The sequence below is a fragment of the Phragmitibacter flavus genome, from assembly GCF_005780165.1.
Lineage (GTDB): Bacteria > Verrucomicrobiota > Verrucomicrobiia > Verrucomicrobiales > Verrucomicrobiaceae > Phragmitibacter > Phragmitibacter flavus.
The window spans coordinates 72701-94579 of record NZ_VAUV01000016.1; the positions used below are offsets into that span (position 1 = coordinate 72701).

Below are 21879 nucleotides of genomic sequence, written 5' to 3' on the forward strand. Positions count from 1 at the left end.
TTCTGATGAAGACTCCGTTGCGCCTTTTTCCTGCCTTCCTTTTACTGGCTTTTCTCGCCTTTCTGGGGTGGGTGCCAACCGATGCGACGGGGCAGATCCCGACGGTCGAAAGCACTTTTCGGGTTTTCCAGACGAAGGTGAACGAAAACGTCGGCATCATGTGGCCGGCGTCGAGCGGTCCATTCTTCAAATCCGATGACGGTCAATCTTACTCCATGGGTTTCTGGTTCAGGCGCACTGGCGACAATGGATCCGGCACGGAATCGACCATCGTCAGCGTCGGCAGAAGCTACATCATCGGGAACCTGACCTTTACGCGAAACTATGCGCTTAATATTCAAAACGGGATTACAGGCGGGCAGGCCCAGCTAAAGCTCACGGCATCACGGAGAAACACCGGCGACCCGACTGCGATCAGACAGGAGTTTTCCGCGAACATCAACAGTTCCATCGACAGCTGGCATTACGTGTTCCTGACTCACAATCAGAGCACTGGGGCCTTTAATTTGTGGGTGGATGGCAACCTTCGGATGAATGTCGGCCTTTTCGGAGGTGTCGATGGTCTCCCTGGCATCCCGAGCGATGCTCCAGTCTTTGTGATGCTGGGTGGGTTTGAATCTTCTGCGACGGCCAGCACCAACAATCTGGTGGCCAACTTCAACGGCGAGTTTCATACCTTCACCCTGTGGAAGGGCATCAACCAGATCGTGACCAACTTCAACAATGACAACGTCCGCAGGCAAGGGGCGCAGGCGTTGTTGAATGTCCTGGAAAATCGCAGTGAGGATGACAACATCACGCTGATCAACGCGTTGGATCATTACATCAGCTTTGATGGTGATCTGCGTTCCGACTATCCCGTCCCTCCCAACGAAAACTACTTTCTCTGGCAGAGTCGCATCGGCAATTTCCTTGCGGACCGGCCACCGGAATTTCCATTGCGGAAGCAGCTTTTCGAAGGGTCTCCTGTCGGGTTGGAAATTTTGGTTCAGCCGCTGGAGGCACTTCCCTTTGTGCGACCGCTCCTTCAGCCAAACATTGAAACCGTGGAGGTTCCCAAGGGAAAACGCGTCTCGTTCAAATCGCCGGAATACATCTATGTCGATCGCCACGGCAACACGCTCATTCCCGCGAATGGAGCCGAAGTGCCATCGCCTGATGTGATCCAGAATCATGCGGTGACCCGATGGAAAACGTTGGGCTACACAGTCGCCGGCACCAGCATTTCAGGCACTGAACGCGCGGTCGAACTGGTGGCGACTGAGGCCATCAAATTCGAATGGCAGTTTCAAAAAGAGGTGGCGCTCGTCATTGATTCTGCGGTGCCGACCGCGCTGCGCTCGCCGGCATCGGGCAATCCCAATCCACCGGTGAACAAACACTGGTTTGCCGAGGGCAGCGGTCCGGCTGAATCTCCCCGCATTGAGGGATCGGTTTTTGAGCCCGACAGTGCCAACGATGTTCGTTATCGGATTCGAGGTTATGAGTTGCAGGGTCCGGCGTCGCGACCTTTGGGAACCATCACTCCAGCGACGGATCGATATCTGAAAATGCCGGCAGGCAGCACCTTTAGCGGTAGCGGCAACGCATTGGCCTCAGCAACCGGGATCAGTGCTTCATTCTGGCTGCGAGCGCCGACCCTGAAATCCTTTGCCATTGGCATGGCCGGTTTTTTTAACATGAACGGCGCTGCCAACGGAGGTTTGACGATCAACATCGGCGGAGTCACCCTGTTCGAAACCTCGACGGATGAGGAGTCCCAGATTCTGTCCCGCTCAGATGCCTGGCAGCATTGGGCGGTGACTTACGATTCCGATAGCCAGCAGGGCGTGCTTTACCTAAATGGCGTGCCCATCAGGGTCGCCACGGTAGCCGGAGAGGTCAGCGCCAACTCGGTGTCCTTCAATGCACTTGGAGGTGCCACTGACCTTGATGGGTTGCGAATTTGGAGTCGGCCCCTCGAAGCAAGAGAGATTCAGGAGTCGATGGATAGTCCCACGCTCTCGCCAGCTTTGCTCAATGGCAACCGGATCAATCTGGCCTTTGATGACCCGCCGGGTCACAATGTAGCGAATGCCGCGAACGACTTTGGCCTTTCCTATTTTATCCCCGGAGGCCGGATGTTACTCTACTTCTACCCCGGTTCCGACCAGACCGTGGCAGCGACGGCCCAGCAAGTTTTCCGCGATGAAGCCAATCCTGTAACCGACCGTTTCTTCATTCCTTTGCAGATCGCCAACGATCAGCAGGTGCCGGCATTTGTGTTGAGCCAGCCTGCTGCGATCCGGTGGCACTGGCAAAAGGAATACCGCATCGAGAACCTTACGGTGAATGGACTTTTTGACCCGGCGTTGAGCACTTCAAGCGGCAAGAGCGGCATCTTGAACCGCGCAGGCATCCTATGGGTCAGGGAGGGGGACAGTCTTACCGTGTCGGCCTCGAAGGACACGGCTGGAAACTCCTCCGTGAATGGTTTTGTGGGTCTGCCGTCCGGTCTTTTTGAGAACGTCACCTTTGTCGGAACCAACCTGAGCGTCGCCGCATCGCCGCTGGGACTGACCTCGAACAGCATCGGAGATTTCTACACCATCAGCTCCACCAACGTCAGTCGACCGGGGAGAATCATTTGGAACTATGGCAGCACCATTTATGTGGTGGAGCTGGCGCTTGGCGGATCCGTCAACCCCACCAACATGCCGGTGCTGTCCCCTGGCGGAAATCTTAGCACTCGGGGTCTTTCCACGACCGCAGAGGTTCCCTACACCATCACCCAACTGGTGGGTGACAACCCCACGGATGCCACGGTGTCGAACGTGGCGCGTTGGGATGCGGTGGCGCGCCTGTTGTATCCGGTGCGACCCGGTCAGTTTTTGATGAGCTGGAAAGCGGCGGATGGTGGCAGCGACATCAATGTGCGTGTGATCGCCGGATTCCCTGGTGATACCTACACCTACGACAACGGAACAACACGGACGTTTCCGTCGGTCTCCACGGGTTTTCCGGGCTGGCCGGTTGCCCATTATGAAGTGCTCTACAATGATGATGATGAAGTTGACGTCATTGCGGATCGCTTGACGCCTCCCATTGCGTTGGATGCCGATGATCGGGACCGATGGTTTTTTGATGGCGAGAAGGGTCTGGCATATAGTGAAAGGATCACCCGCGACGACGAGACCAATGCGGCGGAAAATCGCGTCCTGAGTTCCACCAAGGTTGACGAGAACAAGCAGCTGCAAATTTCCGAAAAATGCCGCAATGTTCTCGTTTTCAGTGTTCGCCTTGACCCTGAAGAAGTGGCAACGGGAGACTCGTTGCGCGAGATCATGATGGTGCGGGTGGTGGAGTCCTATCCGATCGACGAAAGGAAAATTAGTCATGATAATGTGAGTATAGGCGATGGGGGGATGGGCCGTTTTGATGGGGGAACCTCATTCCGAGTTAACAACGCACCTTCGCTAACGGGTGGTCCGGTCACGGTTGATCTTTGGGCCAAACGGGAACCGAGCGAGGGTCATGGGGAACAGGTGCTTTTTACCACCGGCAACTCCCAAGTCCTGGGAGGATTTAAGATTGGATTTCGTAGTGCGGCGAGTGGCGGGGCATTCTTTTTCCGGAGTCAAAACACGGTTCGCGAACTGTTTCTGGGATTCACCGACACGCGCTGGCATCATTGGGCGGTGAGCACGGGAAGCGGATCGGTGCGCATTTATCGTGATGGGGTGGAAGTGATGACGTTCAGCCTTCCCGCCTTCAATGGAACGAGCACCTGGACTGTGGGAGCCGATGAGTCGGGAGCCTCGCGGTTTGAAGGGTTGATCGACCAGGTGCGTGTATGGGACACCGTCGTCGAAAGGCAGGAAATGTTTGCCGCCATGACGGTGGAATCACCCGTTGTCATCAGGAACAACCAGTTCGTGGGGCCGAGGGTCAATTTCACCTTCAACACATCCGACTTTAGGGAAAACGAGGAGACCTCAGAAATCACGGTCCTCCATTCTGGCGCGAGCTCGACCACCACTGGAAGCGTTGTCGGCACTGCTGCGGCAGATCCTGTGCCGCTCTTTCTCACTGCTGGTGAGGATTCCCATCCGGAGGTGGCCACCCGCATCACCAGCCGCCTTGATCTGGCAGGGCTGCGCACCGGATTTATCACGCGCCCGGTCTCCAACTATCATGCGGGTCTCTATGATCGCGGCGCAGCGGCGGGTGAGTGGGGGCCGATCTATCCGGTCAATGCCGCCACTACTTCATCGTTTGTGCCCGGCACTTCTTCGCCAGACACCGTTTGGTATCGCAATTCCTCGCATAGGAACTCGGTTGTCGATCCCAACGTTGCATGGCCCTACATTGCCGTGAGTTACAACACAGTCCGTTTTCCGCAAACGGGACCACTTAGAAATCAACGCCTCTACATCGCCAGTCGACTGGGCAGTGAGGGGGTGGATTTCACCGGTGCCGGGCAGCAGATTTTCGAGGCGAACCGTTTCAGCGGTCTGGCCATTTATCAGCAATCGGATCCGGAGGCCGCAGGCTACAATCCGAATGAAGAACACGCCTTGGTGGCACCTTCCGTGAGGCACTTGATCGGTGGTGCGCCAGCCACCAACAATCCGCCGCAAGCCGTGTTCGCGTTGCGCAATGATCTCAACCTCACCGACGCCCGCGGAGATTACACTTCGGAGCCTTGGGTGCTGGCCCAGTATGTCGACACCGAAACCGGCGAGGCAAAAATGTCTGCCTGGAAGGTGGAGAAGACCCGCAATGCCACGGTGGATTTCGGCGTGAACATCGAACGTCGCGGTTCTCTCTATCCGAAGCTTGGTTACGACAAAACGGACTTCGTCAATTTCCTCAAACCGCTCGTCACCCAGCCTGCTAATCCGATTTATGATTTTCACTATCCCACTTTTGCAGGCGATCCATTGGCTTTCCCCTATCCGCTGAATGTCGTGATCGGAGCCAGCGTGCCCGCTGAGACTTCCGTAACTCCATGGGACTTGCGACGGGTTTTCTGGAAGGATCACAAGGGCAATCCTTGGGTCGTTTCGGGTCGCGAACCTTCCGTGGCAGCGGCTCCGGTGTATGAAGCGCGATTCGATGGTCGGTTTTGGTATCCATTACAACCGGGCTTCTGGTTCGATCTCGACAACGACGGCAGCAACGACAGACCGGTTGGATTCAGCATTCCGTGGCTTCCAGAAAACGGGGTGCTGTATCCCGAACACGCCGGTTCCGACGTTCCTCCAGTTCCTCAGGCGGTTCGTTACGAGGCGTTCTGGAAGGACGATTATCCGGTCATCAAAACTGGTGAAACGCTGACCTATGCCGGGGGTGAATACAAAAAGGATCATCCCAAAGCCAACGGCCTTCCCGCCGTGGTGGGCTGGGCGGCGGGGCAGGTGGTGTTCGACACCGCCAATCCGCCGATGTTACCCATTGCGAAAGTTCCCGGTGCCACCGGCGACATCACCAAGAACCTCAGCTCAGCACGCATCATCCGACCGCTCGACCATCGGTCGGTGGCGATCGATGCGGACAATGATCTCCCCAAGGGATTAAATCCGGCCAACAACAACGTCCTAGTGCGCGGCACGCAGTGGTTCTTCACCGGTCTCTCGGCCTCGCTGCAAAAGCGGGTGGTGTATGACACGATCCAGCGCCGACTCACGGTGCGGGGACTGCTCAACGATTTGGATATCAGCGATCCCGCGCTCACCACCACGCCCATTTCGCTCTATGTTCTCGATCCCAATATTTTGAGCGAGAAGGATCGCGATGCCTTGAAGCAACTCGATGATGATGCCGGCACGCCGACGGCAGGATGGGACGCGAAAATCGATGCGTTGTATCAACTGACCCGTAACCCGGAGGCGCTTGATCTGGTGGGTTCTGGCAACGATCCAGACATCTCCAGCGGTCTCTACTACGCCGGGCTCATGCCGAGGATCGAACGCGATGCCAACGGAAATTTCATTTTCGACACCAACGTTCAAACCGGCATCCGCACCCTGCGCAGAAATCAGCAAAGCGCCGAACCTTTGATGTCGCTCGGTGCAGGCAGTGCGCTGGTGGTTTCGCCCCGCATGCTTGATTTCACGGCGGCCGATTTCCAGCGTCCGATCTATGTCACGCTGGCGGAAAACAACCATCCCGATTTGGGGGCGGCTCCCGTCAGCCTGCATGTGGTGCGAATCTCTCCACAACGTTTCCGGGGTGGACTTAAAGAAGTGCTGCCTGCCAATGCATTTGATGAAAAAATCACCTTCCGACACACGGCCGATTTTGGTGGGGCGGTGGAGGATGTGCATTTTGAATGGTATGCCCTCGAAGTGGATGGGGAGATCCCGCAGTCGACTCCGAGCGAAAATGCCGTGCTATGGAGGGCCCCGCTTTCTCAAGGGGGGAATGCGGTGACCACCCCGAGCCTCGACATGATCGGCCTGCCGGAGAGATTGTTGGCGGACCATTGGTTGTATGCTCGTTATCGCAAGGCCGGCGAGGGTGACTTCAAGCCTGAACCTGTGGCACTGCAAGGAGAGGAATCCACCGAAGCATTTTGGATCAAACCATCCATCGCAGAAGCTACTCCCTTCCAATGGGCGGGGGCGAACAACTCACCGCAGATTCAAGCCAACGGGTCGTTGCGCTATGTGCCTGCGCTGGCGACCGGATGGGTCAAGAGGGTGCTTGATCGTATCAATCCTTACGAGTCGCGCATCACTGATTTTTACAACAACACCAGTCCCGCGACTTACACCAGCATGATCCAGCAGGCGGGTGCGCGTCCGCTGGGTCCGGTAGCGTTGAACTCAGATAAAAATGTGGTGGAAAACGTCGGATTGATCGCACTTTACCAGACGGTATTGGATCGCGCATTCAACCTCGCCTCGGCCACCTTGACTGACACCAACGGCGTGCAACAGGCCATGTTGCTTGCTGCCACGCGCATCAGCGATTTTTACATGTTGTTGGGCAATGAGGCATATAGCGATGCGCTTGATCCAACCATCGGGTTGGGAACTGCCAGTATCGAATACGGCAAGTTTGCCCCAACCGTGTGGTCGTTTCAAAATCAGGAGGCCAATCTGCTGCAGGAAGAACTCGCCCTGTTGCGGGGCTCCGATTTTGCCAAGGCGTGGCCGGTGGACAACCGACTGTTCTGGAACTTTGTGAAGGGCGAGGGCGAGGCGGCTTACGTCAACAACTACCTGATCAGTGACAGCAACCATGACGGATTCATCAACGAGTTTGATGCCGCAGAGCTTTTTCCACAGGGACATGGGGACGCGTGGGGTCATTACACCAGTTCCCTGCGCGTTCACTATCGATTGTTGCAATCCACCTTTTTCCGCTGGTTGTCGCGCTCGGAGTTTTACAACCTAGCCGACAACGTGTTGGAGGTGGACTATCTCGATGAACAGAAATTCGCCGAGAAAGCCGCCGCCCGCGCCCGGGCCGGCACGGCCATTGTGCGCAACACTTATCGGGCGGCCTATACCGCCAATCCCGACGGTCAGTGGCAGGGTTACACCGACGTGGATTCCGCCCGCGCCTGGGGGGTTGCTGAATGGGGCAAGCGGGCGGGGCAGGGCGCTTATTTTGATTGGTTGACGGCCAATTCATTATTGCCTGCCGAGGCACCGGATCGCAGCAATGGACAGCCTGCCGAGAACCTTGAGAAACTGGATCGCAGCACCATCACGGCGGTGTCGGAAGTGGCCACCAGCTTTCAGGAAATTCAAACGGTGCTTGACGATGCGGCGTTGGGCGTGACTCCGGTGGGTGTGGGCGAAGATGCGGTGCCGTTTGATATTGACCCGACGTTTTTGGAGGTGGGTTCCGGCGTGCAGGGCGACACCCATTTTGAACAAATTTATCAACGCGCCATCGGCGCTTTGCAGAACGCGATCACGGCCTTCAACCATGCCAATGAAGCGGATCAACGACTGCGTCAGGTGGCGATCAACACCCAGCAACTGTCGGAACAGGCGGTGGACCAGGACATCGCTTATCGCAATGGTCTCAAGAAACTTCTGGGTTCGCCGTATTCGGGCACCATCGGCGCGGGCAAACTCTATCCAGAAGGTTACACCGGACCAGATTTGTTTCTCTTTCCTTATGTGGACCGGATCAATGCGTTTGAGTATCTGCCACCAGAGAGTGGGGCGTATCAGGATATCTTGATTCGTAAAAATCCGCAAGCGACAGGAAAGGACACCGACCCTCCTAATGTGGTAACAGAGGTGCCTGAAGGTTTCATTGAACTCTACAGCATTCCCGAGGCTTCGTATTCGCTGGCGGATTTTTTTAGGACTTATCTTCCTCGAACCTTTACCGATTTCTCTCCTGATGGAAGCAACCCGACCTTGGGGACGACATTTGCTTTGGGGCAAGATTACAATGCACTGTTTGCCAACTACCCGCTGCCTCTTTATGCCAACAGCACCTATGGTCTGCAGGCTCCTCCTGAGTGGGGGACGCGGTCGGTGACGGGTGAGATGCAATCATCCATCAATTCGCTGACGGGTGCTCAACTCGATGTATTGAAGGCGGTTGACGATTATCAAGCTTACCTACGGGAGTTGACCACAGACCTTGATGTGATGTTTCAGAAGCAAGAAATCATGCTTGAGCAAACCGATGCAGGCAATGCCTTGCTGGCGGCGCAGAAGGCGGTCAATGCGGCATTCATCGTGGCAGATGTTGCCAAGGCTGCAGTTGATACGGCCCAAAACACGGTGGAGGGGATTACGACGGCTGCGCTGGAGGCATTTCCCAAAGTGGTCGGGGTTGCCAATGACCTTACCTTCGCTGGGAGAGCGGGAACCATTATTGCAAAAACGGCTTCGGTGGAAGCTTTTGATGGAGCGGAAAAAGGAATCGAAATCGCGAAATCGGTGGCCGCATTCGCCTTTGAGGTGGTTGAGGGTAACTTCGAGATCTATGACGATGTGCTGTCCCGCCGTCAGGATCTTATTGCCAGCACCCAGGCATTGCAGCAGAAGGTCAACAATGAATCCACCCTGCGCTTTGCCATTGGTGCGGCTTTGAACAATCTTGTTGAGAAGGAACAGGAATTCAGCCGTCTCGTGGATGAATCTGCCGCGCTTCTTGAAGAAAGGATGACGGCCAACCAGCGCATCGCCGCCAACGTGCAGCGGGAACGATACAACGACATGACGCTTCGTGTGGCGCACAACGATGCTTTGCAGAAGTATCGCGATGCCTATGAGCTTGCCGCACGCTATGCCTATCTGGCGACCAAGGCTTTCGCTTATGAAACCAATCTGGCGGACAATCATCCGTCCAATCCCACCAGTCTTCTTACTGAGATAGTTGCGGCGCGCCTGCCCGGTCATATGGAAGGGAACGAGCCAACGATCAACGGCGGTGGACTCGCCTCGATTCTTGCCAAACTTTGGGCGAACTTCGGCAACCTGCGCGGTCAGCTCGGCATCAATCAGCCGCAGTTTGAGACCGGAAAGTTTTCGCTGCGGCATGAGCTGTTCCGCGTGAAAAAACCGGGCCTGGAGGATGGAAGTCTGCCTGCGATGGAGAGCGACCAACGCTGGCGTCAGGTGCTCAATGACTATATGGTGCCCAACCTTTGGAACATCCCGGAATTCAGAACCTTCTGTGTCCCGCCTTGGGCGGAATCGGAAGGGGCTCAACCGGGGTTGGTCATTCCGTTTGAATCGCATATTTTTGAAGGCAAAAACTTCTTTGGATGGCCGCTGGCGGCGCGTGACCAAAGTTATGATTCGACCCATTTCTCCACGAAAATCATCGGGGCGGGCATCTGGATGGAAGGTTATGACGGCACCAATCTGGCGGTGGCACCAAGAGTCTGGCTGGTGCCTGCAGGAGATGATGTGATGCGCATTCCGCGCAGCCCAACGCTGCAGAGCCGACGCTGGTCGGTGGTGGATCAGGCCATCCCGGTGCCTTATGTCATCAACCAGTCGAATCTGGTCGATCCACGTTACATTTCGGGGATCTCAAGCCTTACGGAACCAATGGGCGCGATTCGCCGCTACTCACGAATGCGGGCTTATCACGATGATGGCGGGGATGCTTTTGCGGAGGACGAGGTGGTGCCGGACATTCGACTGGTGGGGCGCTCGGTTTGGAACACCAAATGGGTGCTCATCATTCCAGGCAGCACGCTGAGTGCGGATGGGATGACAGGTCTGAGAAAACTGATCGGCAACAACGAGGCACCTGGCATTCGCGACATCCGCCTGATCTTCCACACCTATTCCGCTTCCGGTAATTGAATATGAACCGCTTCACTTACCTCGTTTCGTTCCTTGTTTTCGTGCTGACCACCGCCCGGGTTGCGGCGCAGGGTTTTACGGAACCTTCGCTGTTGCTCTACGGGCGTGTGTTGCAATCGGCGGGCGGTGCACCGCATTTGCTGACGCAGGGGGACATGACGCTGGTGCTGCGCAACGTGGCCAATCCGGCCAACCAGATCACGCTGGAGGTGCCGTTGCAGCCGGTGGGTTCGAGCATGCCTCGCGCTTACTCCTATGCAGTTTCGGTGCCCATGAAACTGGGGGTGGAGTCTTATGAACAGGATGCTTTCATTGAGGTAAAAGGTGTCGGTGCCCAGGTGGAGATTGTCTCGGTGAAAGTCAACGGTGTCCCGGCCTCGGTTGCCAGTCCTGAAGACCAGATCATCAGCGTCACCCAAGACCAGCGGGCCGATGAACGCCGGGTGAACATCTTTGCTTCAGGAACGGTGCTGGACTCAGATGGCGATGGCATCCCGGACTGGTGGGAGCAGCTCCATGGACTTAATGAAAATGACAAAACCGATGCGACGGGCGACCTGGATGATGATCTGATCAACAACCTCAATGAATTTTTGCTGGGCACCAATCCCAACAGCGCCAACAACAGTCCGCTGTTGCTCACGCAATCGGTATCTGTCACGCAAGAAGGCATTGCCGGGATGGCCCTGCGAATCGTGGATGGTAACAGCAGTCCCGCATCCATCCAATTGACCCTGCGGGAACTTTCGCCTGAGTTTGAGCTACAAAAAGATGGCGTCCCCGTGGCATTGAATGGGATTTTTTCGGCGGCGGATTTGGATGCCGGGAGGTTGACGTTGCATCATCTGGCCGCCGCATCCAATGGGGTGATGAGGCTGGAGATTTCTGATGGCAATCACGCTGCGGTCGTGGCGGAGTTGCAGATCGATGTCTTCCAGCCCAGCACCCTGTCAGCGGTGCAGGCGAATCTGTGGTTGGATGCCAATGAGTTGCCGTTGAGTGCTGATCAAAAAATTGCCAGCTGGACTGACCGCTCGGGCAAGCTGGGAAGCAACCAGTTGCCCCGGTCCTTTGTGCAAGGTGATGCGGCGAAGCAGCCTACATTGAAATTGGTTGAGGGACTTCCTGCGGTGGGGTTTGACGGGGTGGATGATCATCTTCTTGGACATGATGCGTCGATGTCGGTGGCCACCCGCGCGGTGTTTGTTTACCAGTCGACGCGTTCACAAGGTCTGGCGGCGCAGACGTCGATGCAGTCGAACAACCTGAATGTGACGTTCAAGGCGTTTGATGGTCCGGTGGGTTATCCGGGTGCGGCGGCGTTTTCGGTGGGGGCGATGGAGGTGCAGGGATTTCGGACACCAGGATTGGCTGCGACCTTGTTTGCGTGGCGGCTGACCGATGATCAAGGCTACGCGATTTCGCAGCGATTGTTTGATGGCAGTGGGTCGACGATTTCCTCCATTAGGCCGACGGTTTTGCCGGCGATGGGTGCGCGGGTGAGGTTGAATCCGCAGATGCCTTCCCAGCGCTTGATTGAAGCGCCGTTTCTTGGAGAGGTCCATGAGGTGCTGATGTATGATCGGGTGTTGACGCCGGAGTTCGCGCGGCGGGTGGAGCATTATCTACTTTCGCGCTGGGAGGGGGCGGTGATCTGGGATCATTCAGAATCACTGGTTGCAATGACCTTGAAGGGTGGTGCGTTGGCGGATGTGCTGGTGGGAGGTTTTGGAGATGACCTCATTCACGGCGGTGACGGAGCGGACATCATCTCCGGCGGATCGGGCAACAACCTGCTGACGGGCGGTCCAGGGGCGGATATTTTCCGCTATCGGGAGCAGGATGATGGAGACGACATCATCACGGATTTTGAGGTGAATGAAGATCGCCTGGATCTGACCGGAAGGTTTCTGGGGAAGAAGGGAAACGCGGAGCAGTTCGTGTCGTTAGAACCGCAGGTGGAGATTGAGGGCACGGACGTGGTGTTGAAGACGCTGGTGAAATTGGACTATGACGGAGACGGCGGCGTGCCGGACCAGGTCATCACGTTGGTGGGCATTGCGTTGGGGAGCGGGGACTTGGGGAGATTGATTGGGGAGGATGTCATCATTGCTGGAGACCTGGTGCTTCCAGAAGTCGTGTCGCTCGCATCGTTGTCGCTTGAGTTGAAGGAGCTGCCGGGTCGCAGTGTTGAGGCGATTGTCAGACGCACGGGAGATTTGGGACATCAGGAGGAGGTGCCCCTGAGTTTTGCTGGCACGGCGGGATATTTGCGGGATTTCACGCTGCAGGGCGTTCTCGGGACGGAGGGACGGCCAACGGCGAGATTTGAACGCGGCTCTGACACAGCGTCGTTTTTCATTCTGCCCGCACTGGATGCCTTGAATGAGGGAGTGGAGAGCATTCAAATGGCGGTGGTTCCACGGTTCAGGCATTATCAAGTGGCGAGCCCTGCGGCACCTCCGATCACGCTGGTTGAATCGACGCAGGTCACCTTGAGTGCGAGCAATCTGTTGCTGGCTCGCGAAGGGGCTTCAACCAGCGTGGTGACGGTCAGTCGGGTCGGAAGTCTGGATCAGTCGCTGCTGGTGCCGATCATGTTTTCGGGGGAAGCGGTGGCCGGGGTGGACTTCCAGGCGTTGCCGACGCAGGTGCAGATTCCTGCTGGAGCCGCCAATATGAGTTTCATCGTTTCGGCATTGCCATCGGGCAACATCGGAGTGCGGCGACTCGATATCAGCGTTGGCCATGGCTCGAATGATTTTGTCAGTGTGGCTCCCTGGTCGGTGTCGCTGTTGATCGTGCCGGGAGACGATGCTGACGCCAGCGGGTTTGCCAGCTGGCGGGCGCAGACTGATCCTTTTGCTGCGGCGGGTGGCAGTCCTTTGTCAGTTTATGGACTGGCGGATCGGAATGATGACGATGTCAGCAATTTCTCCGAGTATCTGGGCGGGTTGAAGAATCTGGCTTTTGACAAAACGACAACGCACAACCGCTTTGAAGTGGAAGTGGGCACGGACCGGCCGGATGTCGCCGTGCGGATTGAGCGTTCCACCGACCTGGTCAACTGGTCGCTGCTTCCCGACGCGAGACGCACCGGCATTCACTTTGAAACGGTGCGCGGATTTGTTCAGTCGTTTCAAAATCTGGCCGCCAATCCGTCGCCGACCCGAGAGTTTTACCGGGCGGTGGCCAAGTATGTTGATCCGCTGACGGGGCTTTCGCCGACGCTTGGGCTTTTTGGTTCGACGCCGTTGCCAATGGCCTCCTACGGGCAGTCAAGATGGATTCCCGCCGGAGAGGGAGATGGCGGGCTGCGCACCTCTGGACTTGCTCCAGGCCAGCGCACGGTGCTGACAACCTCCGTCAACGGGCCGGTGACTTTTGGGTTTGAATGGCGGGTCAGTGGTTCGGGCGGTGACCGGCTTCGGTTGTTGGTTGACGAAAGGGAGGTTCTGACGTTGTCGCCTGGAACGGACTGGCAGCCGGCCAGTGTGGTGTTGGGCGGTGGTGAGCACCGGATCTCATGGATTTATACGAAGGCATCAGGAAGCCCATCTGATGGCAGTTCGGCTGGAGTGCGGCAAATTTCAACCAGCGCTGGCCCATGAAAAAACATTCCCGCGTTTTCATTTTTTTGGTTTTGAGCGGGCTGCTGATGAGCTGTGGGGATGATGCGCCCGATGCGGGCCATGTGGCGGAGGTTGGAGGGCAGCCCATCAGCAAAGCAGAGTTGGAGTGGGAGATGCATCATGTCAGTCCCGGATCGGATCGCAGAGAAAGGGCGCTGAAACAATTGCTGGAGAGGAAGCAGATGGTCGCCAAGGCAAGGGAACGTGGACTTGATGGTGATCCGAAGACGCGGCGTTCACTTGATGGAGTATTGATCCGGCAACTTCAGACGGAGGATCTGCAGCCGAAACTCGATGCGGTGGCGGCGACCGCAGAGCAGATCCAACAGCGTTATGAAACGGCGACGGACCAATGGCAGCAGCCGGAATCGGTGATTCTCGCGGTATTGTTCTTGCCGTCATCACCTGAGGATACGGTCCGGCGGAAAGGCAATCGGCAGTTGCTTGAACAAGCGAAGGAGGAGGCCGGAAAACTGCCGGTCGCCACAGGATTTGGGCGGTTGGCGGTGACGCATTCGCAGCATCAGGAAACGCGTTATCAAGGTGGCATTCTGCCTCCATTCAGTCCGCTGGATCAGGTGGAAGGATGGAGAAAGGAAGTTCTGCAATCGAGCACCGGTTTGGAAGTTGGAGCGTTCACTTCGGTGGTTGAAACGAAGGAAGGGCACTATCTGGCCAGGGTCGTTGAGCGTGCGGAATCGCGACGGAAAAGTTTTGAGGAGGTGCGCCATGAGATCAAGCGCCAGTTGATGGAGGAGGGGCAGCAGGCGGTTCGGGATCAGTATGCGAAGCGGTTGAATGAGGCGTTTCCTTGGGTGGTCAATCAGCAGCAACTGGAGGCTGTCACTGAGCCAAATTCGGTTCCGCGAGAATCGCTGGCGGGTTTGCCTGATCCGGTGAAGTAGCCATTCGACGAGCAGCAGGTGAGGTGTGCCGCCTTTCCTTGGAGGGATGCATTTTGGGTGACAATACCCCGGGTTTCAGGCGTATCTAAACGTGTCCAAGCCCCATTGATTCGCACAAATTCGACCCATCTGTGAAACTGCTTCATTTAACTCCTGGCACCGGCTCGTTTCATTGCGGCAGTTGTTTGCGTGACAATGCGTTGATCAAGGCGCTGAGGGCGCGGGGGCATGAGGCTTTGATGTCGCCTTTGTATTTGCCCATGGTGACGGATGCGGAGGAGGCGGGCGAGGGGCAGCCGGTGCGGGTGGGCGGGATATCGCTTTATTTGCAGCAGAAGATGCCGCGCCTGGCAGGCATGTTGCCGGACGGGGCGAAACGGTGGCTGGATGATGAAAAGCGGTTGCGCTGGGCTTCGAAATTCATGGGAATGACGAGTCCGCATGACTTGGGGGAGATGACGGTGGGGAGTTTGCTGGGGGAGAAGGGGAAGCAGTGGCCGGAGTGGTCGGCATTGGTGGATTGGATGGAAAAGGAGGCGCGGCCGGAGGTGGTGTCGTTGTCGAATTCGTTGTTGATCGGGCTGGCTCCGGCGATCAGGAAACGGCTGGGCGTGCCTGTGGTGGTGTCGTTGCAGGGGGAGGATGCTTTTTTGGATACGCTGCCGGAACCGTGGAAAACGCAGGCCTGGGAGTTGATGCGGGAGAATGCGAAGTCGGTGACCAAGTTCATCGCGCCGAGCCGCTTTTATGCGGAGGAGATGATGCGCCGGTTGGAGGTCGGGACGGACAAAATGGAGGTGGTGTTCAACGGATTAAATTTTGATGGGTATGCGGGATCACGAATGGAGCCGGAGGTGCCGACGATTGGGTATCTGGCGCGCATGATTCATGGCAAGGGTCTGACGACGCTGGTCGATGCGTTTATTGAACTGGCGGGTGAGATTGAGGTGCCGGGGGTGAAGCTGCGTGTGGCGGGGGCAGTGACGAAAGGGGATGAGGCTTATTTGGACGGATTGCGGGCGAAGTTGCGGAACAAAGGATTGTTGGATCGGGTGACGTTCGAGCCAAATTTGTCATTTGAAGACAAGGTGAAGTTTTTGCATGAAATCACCGTGTTCTCGGTGCCGGCCACTTATGGGGAGGCGTTTGGATTGTATGTGGCGGAGGCGCAGGCATGTGGGGTGCCGGTGGTGCAGCCATGTCACGGGGCGTTTCCAGAGATTTTGCAGATGACGCAGGGCGGGGTGCTGTGTGAGCCGGACGATGTGGAGTCGCTGAGGCGTGGTTTGGTGCAGGTGTTGACGGATGCTTCGTTGCGCAGGCGTTTGAGCGAGGCGGGGAGTGCCGGAGCGAGGTTGCATTTTTCCTCGGGTCGGATGGCGGAGATGTTTGAGAAGGTTTGGGCGTAGCGGGAGAAGTTTTTCTTGCCACTTGTGAAGCGGCAAGGTATCACGGGCGGCTATGCACAGACACGGCGCGCTCATTTTGCTTTGGTTGACGATGGTGACGTTGACGGGGGTGCAGGCACGGACGTTTACGGACGCCGGTGGCCGGACGATGGAGGCTGAGCTGATTTCAAAGCAGGGGGATCAGGTGACGATCCGGCGTGCTGACGGAGTTTCATTCACAGTGCCTGCGAACAAGTTTTCGGCAGAAGATCAGGCATTCATCCAGCAGTGGCAGCCAGCCGGTGCGCCAGCTCCTGTCTCTGCTGCCATGGTGCCGACCGGGCCCGGCGATCCAAGGGTGAAGGCGGGTGAGGTGGTGGCGTTGGAGTTCCCTGCGTTGCCGAAAGATCACAATGGCAATGTGGCGACGTGCAATGTGCGCATTCCTGACAACTATGATGCAAAGAAGCCGGTGCCGTTGCTGGTGTGGATGGGTGGAGGGAAGGGCAGCAATTCACCGAACGGAGGATTTCCCTTGGTGGACAAGGCGGAGTATGCCATCGCGGCTTTGCCATTTCCTTCATCGGTGGGAACGCCGAGGGATGCGATGAGAACGGATGAGATGGACGAGATCTGGAAGTATCATCAGGTGATGCTTGCGGAATTGGTGAAGTTGTTGCCAAATCTTGACCCCAAGGTGCGCATCGTCGGTGGATTTAGCAATGGGGCGCATACCATCGGTGTTTATATCTCGAAGGCCGAGAAGGAGTTTGTTGAGTTGTTCAATGCCTTTGTGATCATTGAGGGCGGCTCTCCTGAACCGACGGCGAAGAAACGTTTGCGGAACAAGTATGCGTATCTGGCTTGGGGCGATGATCTGAGCAAACAGGGCGGAAAAAGTTACATGCAATCCATGGTGGCTTGTGCAGAAAATGCGAGGCTGGAGGTTACGGAAAGCAACATGGAGGGTATTGGCCACGCATTTCCTGATGAAGAAAAAGCAGCGGTGAAGAAGTGGATCGAATCCGTCGTCGTTCCGGGTCTGGCGGCGGCGGGGGATTGATGGATGGATGTCTGCTTTGCGGAGGTCGTCAGTCTGCAGGAGATTCGCTGATGCGGACTTTCGAGACGGCGTAGTTGCCGGATTTTTCGTCGCGGGTGAGTTCCATGAGGCCGCGGTCGCGGGCGGCTTCGAGCAGGGTATTGAAGGTGCGGAAGCCGTGGAAACGTTCGTTGAAGCCGGGGTGGCGTCGTTTGAGGGCTTGTTTGATCATTGAACCCCACAGGGTGTCTTCACCGTTGCGCTCTTCGAGCATGGCGTCGGCAGTGTCGAGGATCAGTTGCAGGGCTTTTTCGGGATCGCCGCTGCCTTTGTTTTCATCCCGGGGCTCGGGTTTGGGTTCCTTGATGTCTTTGCCGGCGGCAGCGGCAGGGCGGGCATCATCGGTCTTGGGTTTCGCGGGTGGATTGCGACGAGGGGTGATGACGGTTTTGCGGGTGCGGACGAGATCGTCGTAGAAAATGAACTCGTCGCAGTTGTCGATGAAGAGGTCGGAGGTGGAGTTTTTGACGCCGACGCCGATGACGATTTTGTTGTTTTCGCGGAGTTTGCTGACGAGCGGGGAGAAGTCGGAGTCGCCGCTGACGATGACGAAGATGTCGATGTGTTCCTTGGTGTAACAGAGGTCGAGGGCGTCGACGACCATGCGGATGTCGGCGGAGTTTTTCCCGGAAAGCCGGACGTGGGGGATTTCGATGAGTTCGAAGGCAGCCTCGTGCATGCCTCTTTTGAAGTCGCGGTAACGGTCCCAGTCGCAATAGGCTTTTTTGACGACGATGTGACCTTTGAGGAGAAGGCGTTCGAGAACTTTGGTGATGTCGAATTTGTCGAACTTCGCTTCTTTGGCACCGATGGCGACGTTTTCGAAATCGCAGAAAACGGCCATGATGTGGGTGCGCTCTTTAGGTTCGGGCATGGGGGAATGTAGTGGGGGGAGGGGGTTGGGACAAGGGGGAGTTGCTGGCTAGTAGATGAAGCGGGAGCGGCTCACTTTTTCGGACGTGATTTGCCGCCGATGGGCAGGAGGCCGAAGAGGCAATACATGGGTGAGCGAAGGAAAGCGCCAGTGTCGCGGAAGGCGACGTTGCGGAGGATCGGGGTGATGGCGTCGATGGTGTCGGGATGGCGTCGGAGTTTTCGTTCGAGCCAGGCGAGGGCGCGGTTGCTGGCGTTGAATTCGACGGGAAGGCTCATCACGTTCATGAGCATGATGAGGGCCAGGAGAACGGCGCAAAGGCGCAGGGCGATGCCGGGAGGGAGGCGTTTAAGGGCGATGAAGAGGATGGCGATGAGGCCGATAATGGTGGGGAGGTAACGGGTCATGCGGATGCTGGTGAGGCGCCATTTGAGGGCGGAGGCGGAGTCGCCGACTTGGGTGGCGTGGGCGGCCTCGTGGAGGGTGGCGGCCCAGGAGCCGAGGTCGGTGCCGTTGAGGGTGGTTCGGTTGAGGAACAGGGTGCGGCGGGCGGGATCGAAGTAGTCGGAGATCATGGCGGTGTGTTCGCGGATCTGGACGTCGGAGGCACCGTTTTCGTCGAGAAATTCGCGGGCGGCTTCAGCGGCGGTTTGGGCGCCGGGGACAAGTTTGCGGGAGCCGAGCTTGAGGGCGGTATCATGTTTGCCGGCGGCGAATTTGGCGGCCACAAGGGTGATGACGAGGAGGATGACGAAGAGGCCGAGCATTGAAAGGATAAAGGATAAGGGATAAAGGCGAAAATCCGAGAGGGAATGCGGAAATTCGGAGCTGAGAGTGGATAGCGGACTGATAGAAGGCATCTTTCCTTCGAAAGATGGTGAATCCATTGAAGGCGTGGGCGACTCAAATGATGTCGCATGGGTTGTGCCCAGCGTCTAGCGCTAGCGTTTGCGGCGACGTGGCAGCAGGGTGGCGACGAGTCCGGCGAGGAGGAGCAGGGCGCGGCTTGGTTCGGGGGTGATGGCGACGATGCCGCTGGTCGTGAACTGGCTGACATCCCACTGAAAGCCGCTGGCGCTGATGTCGGGGAGGTCGAAATCGGTGTCATTGTCTTCAGCACCGGTGCGGAGGAGGGGACCGAGGTTGGTGGAAAAGGTGGAGCCAGCGCCGAAAGTGAAGAGCTGGTAGGTCTGCCCGGCAATAGGGACAAAGCCGTTCGGATCGACGATGATTTTAGCGCCGTTGGCCTGGGTGAAGATGCCGGTGACATTGAGTTGGTCGGAGTCGGCTGGGGTGCCGAGATCCAGATAGGTGGATGAGCCGCTGTTGAGGGTGAGTCCGGCGGCGAAGGCGAGGCTTTGGGTGAGGTCGCCACCGACCGTGCCGATGGAAAGGTTGGCACCGCTGGCGATGGTGGTGTTGCCAAGGATCTGGCCGTCGCCTTCGAGGGTTTGGCCGCTGGCGAGGGTGTAACCGCCGGTGACGCTGGCGACGTCGTAGATGGCGGATGTGGCGACGATGATGCGGGGGGAGACGAGGGAGCCGTTGGCACCAAGACGCAGGGTGCCAGCATTGATGAGGGTATTACCGAGGTAGGTGTTGGCGGTGGTGAGGGCGAGGACGCCATTGCCGGTTTTGGTGATGCCGCCTGCGGTGGTGGTGGTGCCATCACCGCTGTCGGTGAGCGTGTTGCTGACGATGGCAAGGTTGCTGGTGGTGGTGCCGCTGATGACGTTGAATTCACGCTGGCCGCCGTTGAGGTTGACTTGGGCGACGCCAAAGGTGTTGCCACCATTGAGGTTGAAGTTGATGTTGCCGGTGCCGGTGTAGTTGCCGTTGAGGACGAGTTCGCTGCCCTTGCCAGCGGGTCCGTTGGGAAGGTTGGCAGCACCTTTGTTGAGGGAGATGTTTTGGTTGTTGTTGAGGATGAGGCCACCCGTTCCGACAATGAAACGGTTGATTAGCGTTCCGCTGTTGCCGTTGAGGGCGATCGCATTGCCAGTGTAGGTGTTGGTGAATTCCGCCGTGTTGGCGCTCCAGACGCCGCCGCTGTTAAGGTTGATGGAACTGCCGCCGGTGACGCGAAGGGTGCCGGTGATGGTGAGCCTGCCGCCGTTGGTGTCATTGTTGTTGTTGACGCTTCCTGCGCTCTGATAGAGGTTGGCGATGGTTTCCGTCAGGTTGTCGAACTTAAGGGAGCCGCCGTTGAGGTTGATGGTGGAGGTGTCGGCGATTTGATTGGCGGCGTCCCAGTCGAGGACGCCCGTGGTGATGGTGATGTCTCCTGCGATGGCGTTGACGCCCGCATTTTTGGAGAGCTTGATGCTGCCGCCGTTGAGGGTGGTCATTCCGGTATAGTTATTGGCGGTGGTGGCGTTGCCGCTGAATTGGAGGGTGCCGTTGCCAGTTTTGGTGAGGCCCGCGCTGCCGGTGCCGGTGATGGTGATGCCGACGTTGGTGGTGCCGGAGTCAATTTGCCAGGTGCGGGTGTCGGTGCCGTGGTGAATTTGGGCGACTCCAATCAAACTGGTGCCGCTTCTATTGAAAGTGTGGGTGCCGTTGGCCACGACGTTGCCATTGAGGTTGATCTGCGACCCCAGGGCGTCGGCAGCGGTGCCGTTGTTGAGGGTGATGGTGCGGGTGTCACTGAGGGAAAGACCGCCCGAGCCGATGGTAAAGCGCGAGAGCGTGGCGGCGCTGTTTCCGGTCATGGACAGGGCGGTGCTGTTGGTGGTGGTGCCGGTGATGACGAGACGATTGGCTGTCCAATTGGCCCCGCTGTTCGTTCCAAGACCGTGGGTGTTGTTGATGGTGAGGGTGTCGGTGACGGTAAAAGTGCCGCCATTGGAAGCGGTTCCTCCGTTGGAGTTGCCGGAATTGAGGGTGAGATTGGCGACGGTTTCTGAGTTGCCGCCGAGCCAGAGGGTGCCGCCATTGAGCGTGATGCTGGCACCATTGGCGATTTGGTTGGCTTTGTTAAGGCGCAGGGTGCCGGTGCCGGTGATGTCGATGTCGCCGTTGATGGCATTGAGCCCTGCGGTTTTATCAAGCAGGAGAATTCCAGCGGAGACGGTGGTGAGTCCGGTGTATTCGTTGGAAACGGTGCCTCCAACAACGAGGGTGCCGGTGCCGGTTTTTTCGAAACCCTGGGTGCCTGCGATGACGGCGGTGATGGTGGGGTTGGACAGGAGGGTGGCGTTTGCGGCGAGGTCGGTGTTGATGATAGGGGTGTCGAGCGCGGAGAGTCCGGAGAGAGTGAGTTTGTTGGTGGCGTTGCCGGTGATGGTGTAAATGGCCGCCCCGCTGTTATTGAAGGTGATGTCGTTGACGGTAATCGCTTCAGTAAGGGTAACGGTTTGGGTGCCGGTGGCTCCGCTGTTGACGCCGAAGATGGCGGAGTCCGGGGTGGCGTTGCTCCAGGTTTGATAGACGGTATCGGTGCTGTTGAACCAACGGTTGGCATCGATCGTGTTCCAATTGCCGCCGCCGTCTTGTTGACCATCCAATCCCGTGTTGCCGTCCCAAGTGAGAGTGGCTCCTTGCGATGACAGGGCGAGGCTCAAAAAGACAAGGATGCCAAGGCAGCATGGGAGGGTAAGCAAGGTCATTGTGAACACATGGTAATTTTTAGAGCGCGAAAAATCGAGCGATTTCGTATGAGCGAGTGAGATTTATGAGTGGCGGGGCGATCCTGGAAGGGG

8 protein-coding genes are annotated in these 21879 nt (G+C 57.3%); 5 read left to right on the forward strand and 3 right to left on the reverse strand.

Features of this window, described 5'->3' with window-relative positions; translation table 11 throughout:
• Positions 1-5 precede the first annotated feature (5 nt).
• The 5 genes from FEM03_RS19545 to FEM03_RS19565 all read left to right on the forward strand — a co-directional run bounded on the left by FEM03_RS19545 (position 6) and on the right by FEM03_RS19565 (position 17265).
• Positions 6-10277 carry a LamG domain-containing protein gene (locus FEM03_RS19545; RefSeq protein ID WP_166443009.1) on the forward strand — a complete coding sequence of 3424 codons (10272 nt, stop codon included), beginning with the start codon at positions 6-8 and terminating at the stop codon, positions 10275-10277.
• Positions 10278-10279: 2 nt separating this feature from the next.
• The gene (locus FEM03_RS19550; RefSeq protein ID WP_138087992.1) at positions 10280-13888 is read left to right on the forward strand and encodes a type I secretion C-terminal target domain-containing protein; all 3609 of its coding nucleotides are present in this window, start codon (positions 10280-10282) and stop codon (positions 13886-13888) included.
• Complete coding sequence (locus tag FEM03_RS19555; RefSeq protein WP_138087993.1) at positions 13885-14814, forward strand: peptidylprolyl isomerase; 930 nt, start codon at positions 13885-13887, stop codon at positions 14812-14814. Before FEM03_RS19550 ends, FEM03_RS19555 begins: the two co-directional genes overlap by 4 nt.
• Before the next feature lie 131 nt (positions 14815-14945).
• Complete coding sequence (locus FEM03_RS19560) at positions 14946-16223, forward strand: glycosyltransferase family 4 protein (protein WP_138087994.1); 1278 nt, start codon at positions 14946-14948, stop codon at positions 16221-16223.
• Positions 16224-16275: 52 nt separating this feature from the next.
• The gene (locus FEM03_RS19565) at positions 16276-17265 is read left to right on the forward strand and encodes an SHD1 domain-containing protein (RefSeq protein ID WP_138087995.1); all 990 of its coding nucleotides are present in this window, start codon (positions 16276-16278) and stop codon (positions 17263-17265) included.
• A 28-nt stretch (positions 17266-17293) separates the two neighbouring features.
• Here FEM03_RS19565 and FEM03_RS19570 read toward each other — a convergent pair whose 3' ends face one another.
• From FEM03_RS19570 to FEM03_RS19580, 3 genes are all read right to left on the reverse strand, one after another.
• Positions 17294-18178 carry an NYN domain-containing protein gene (locus FEM03_RS19570; RefSeq protein ID WP_240772846.1) on the reverse strand — a complete coding sequence of 295 codons (885 nt, stop codon included), beginning with the start codon at positions 18176-18178 and terminating at the stop codon, positions 17294-17296.
• Between the two features lie 71 nt (positions 18179-18249).
• Positions 18250-18945, reverse strand: a complete 696-nt coding sequence (locus tag FEM03_RS19575) for a zinc metallopeptidase (protein ID WP_166443010.1) — start codon at positions 18943-18945, stop codon at positions 18250-18252.
• Positions 18946-19119: 174 nt separating this feature from the next.
• Positions 19120-21786, reverse strand: a complete 2667-nt coding sequence (locus tag FEM03_RS19580; RefSeq protein WP_138087997.1) for a beta strand repeat-containing protein — start codon at positions 21784-21786, stop codon at positions 19120-19122.
• Positions 21787-21879: the final 93 nt, after the last annotated feature.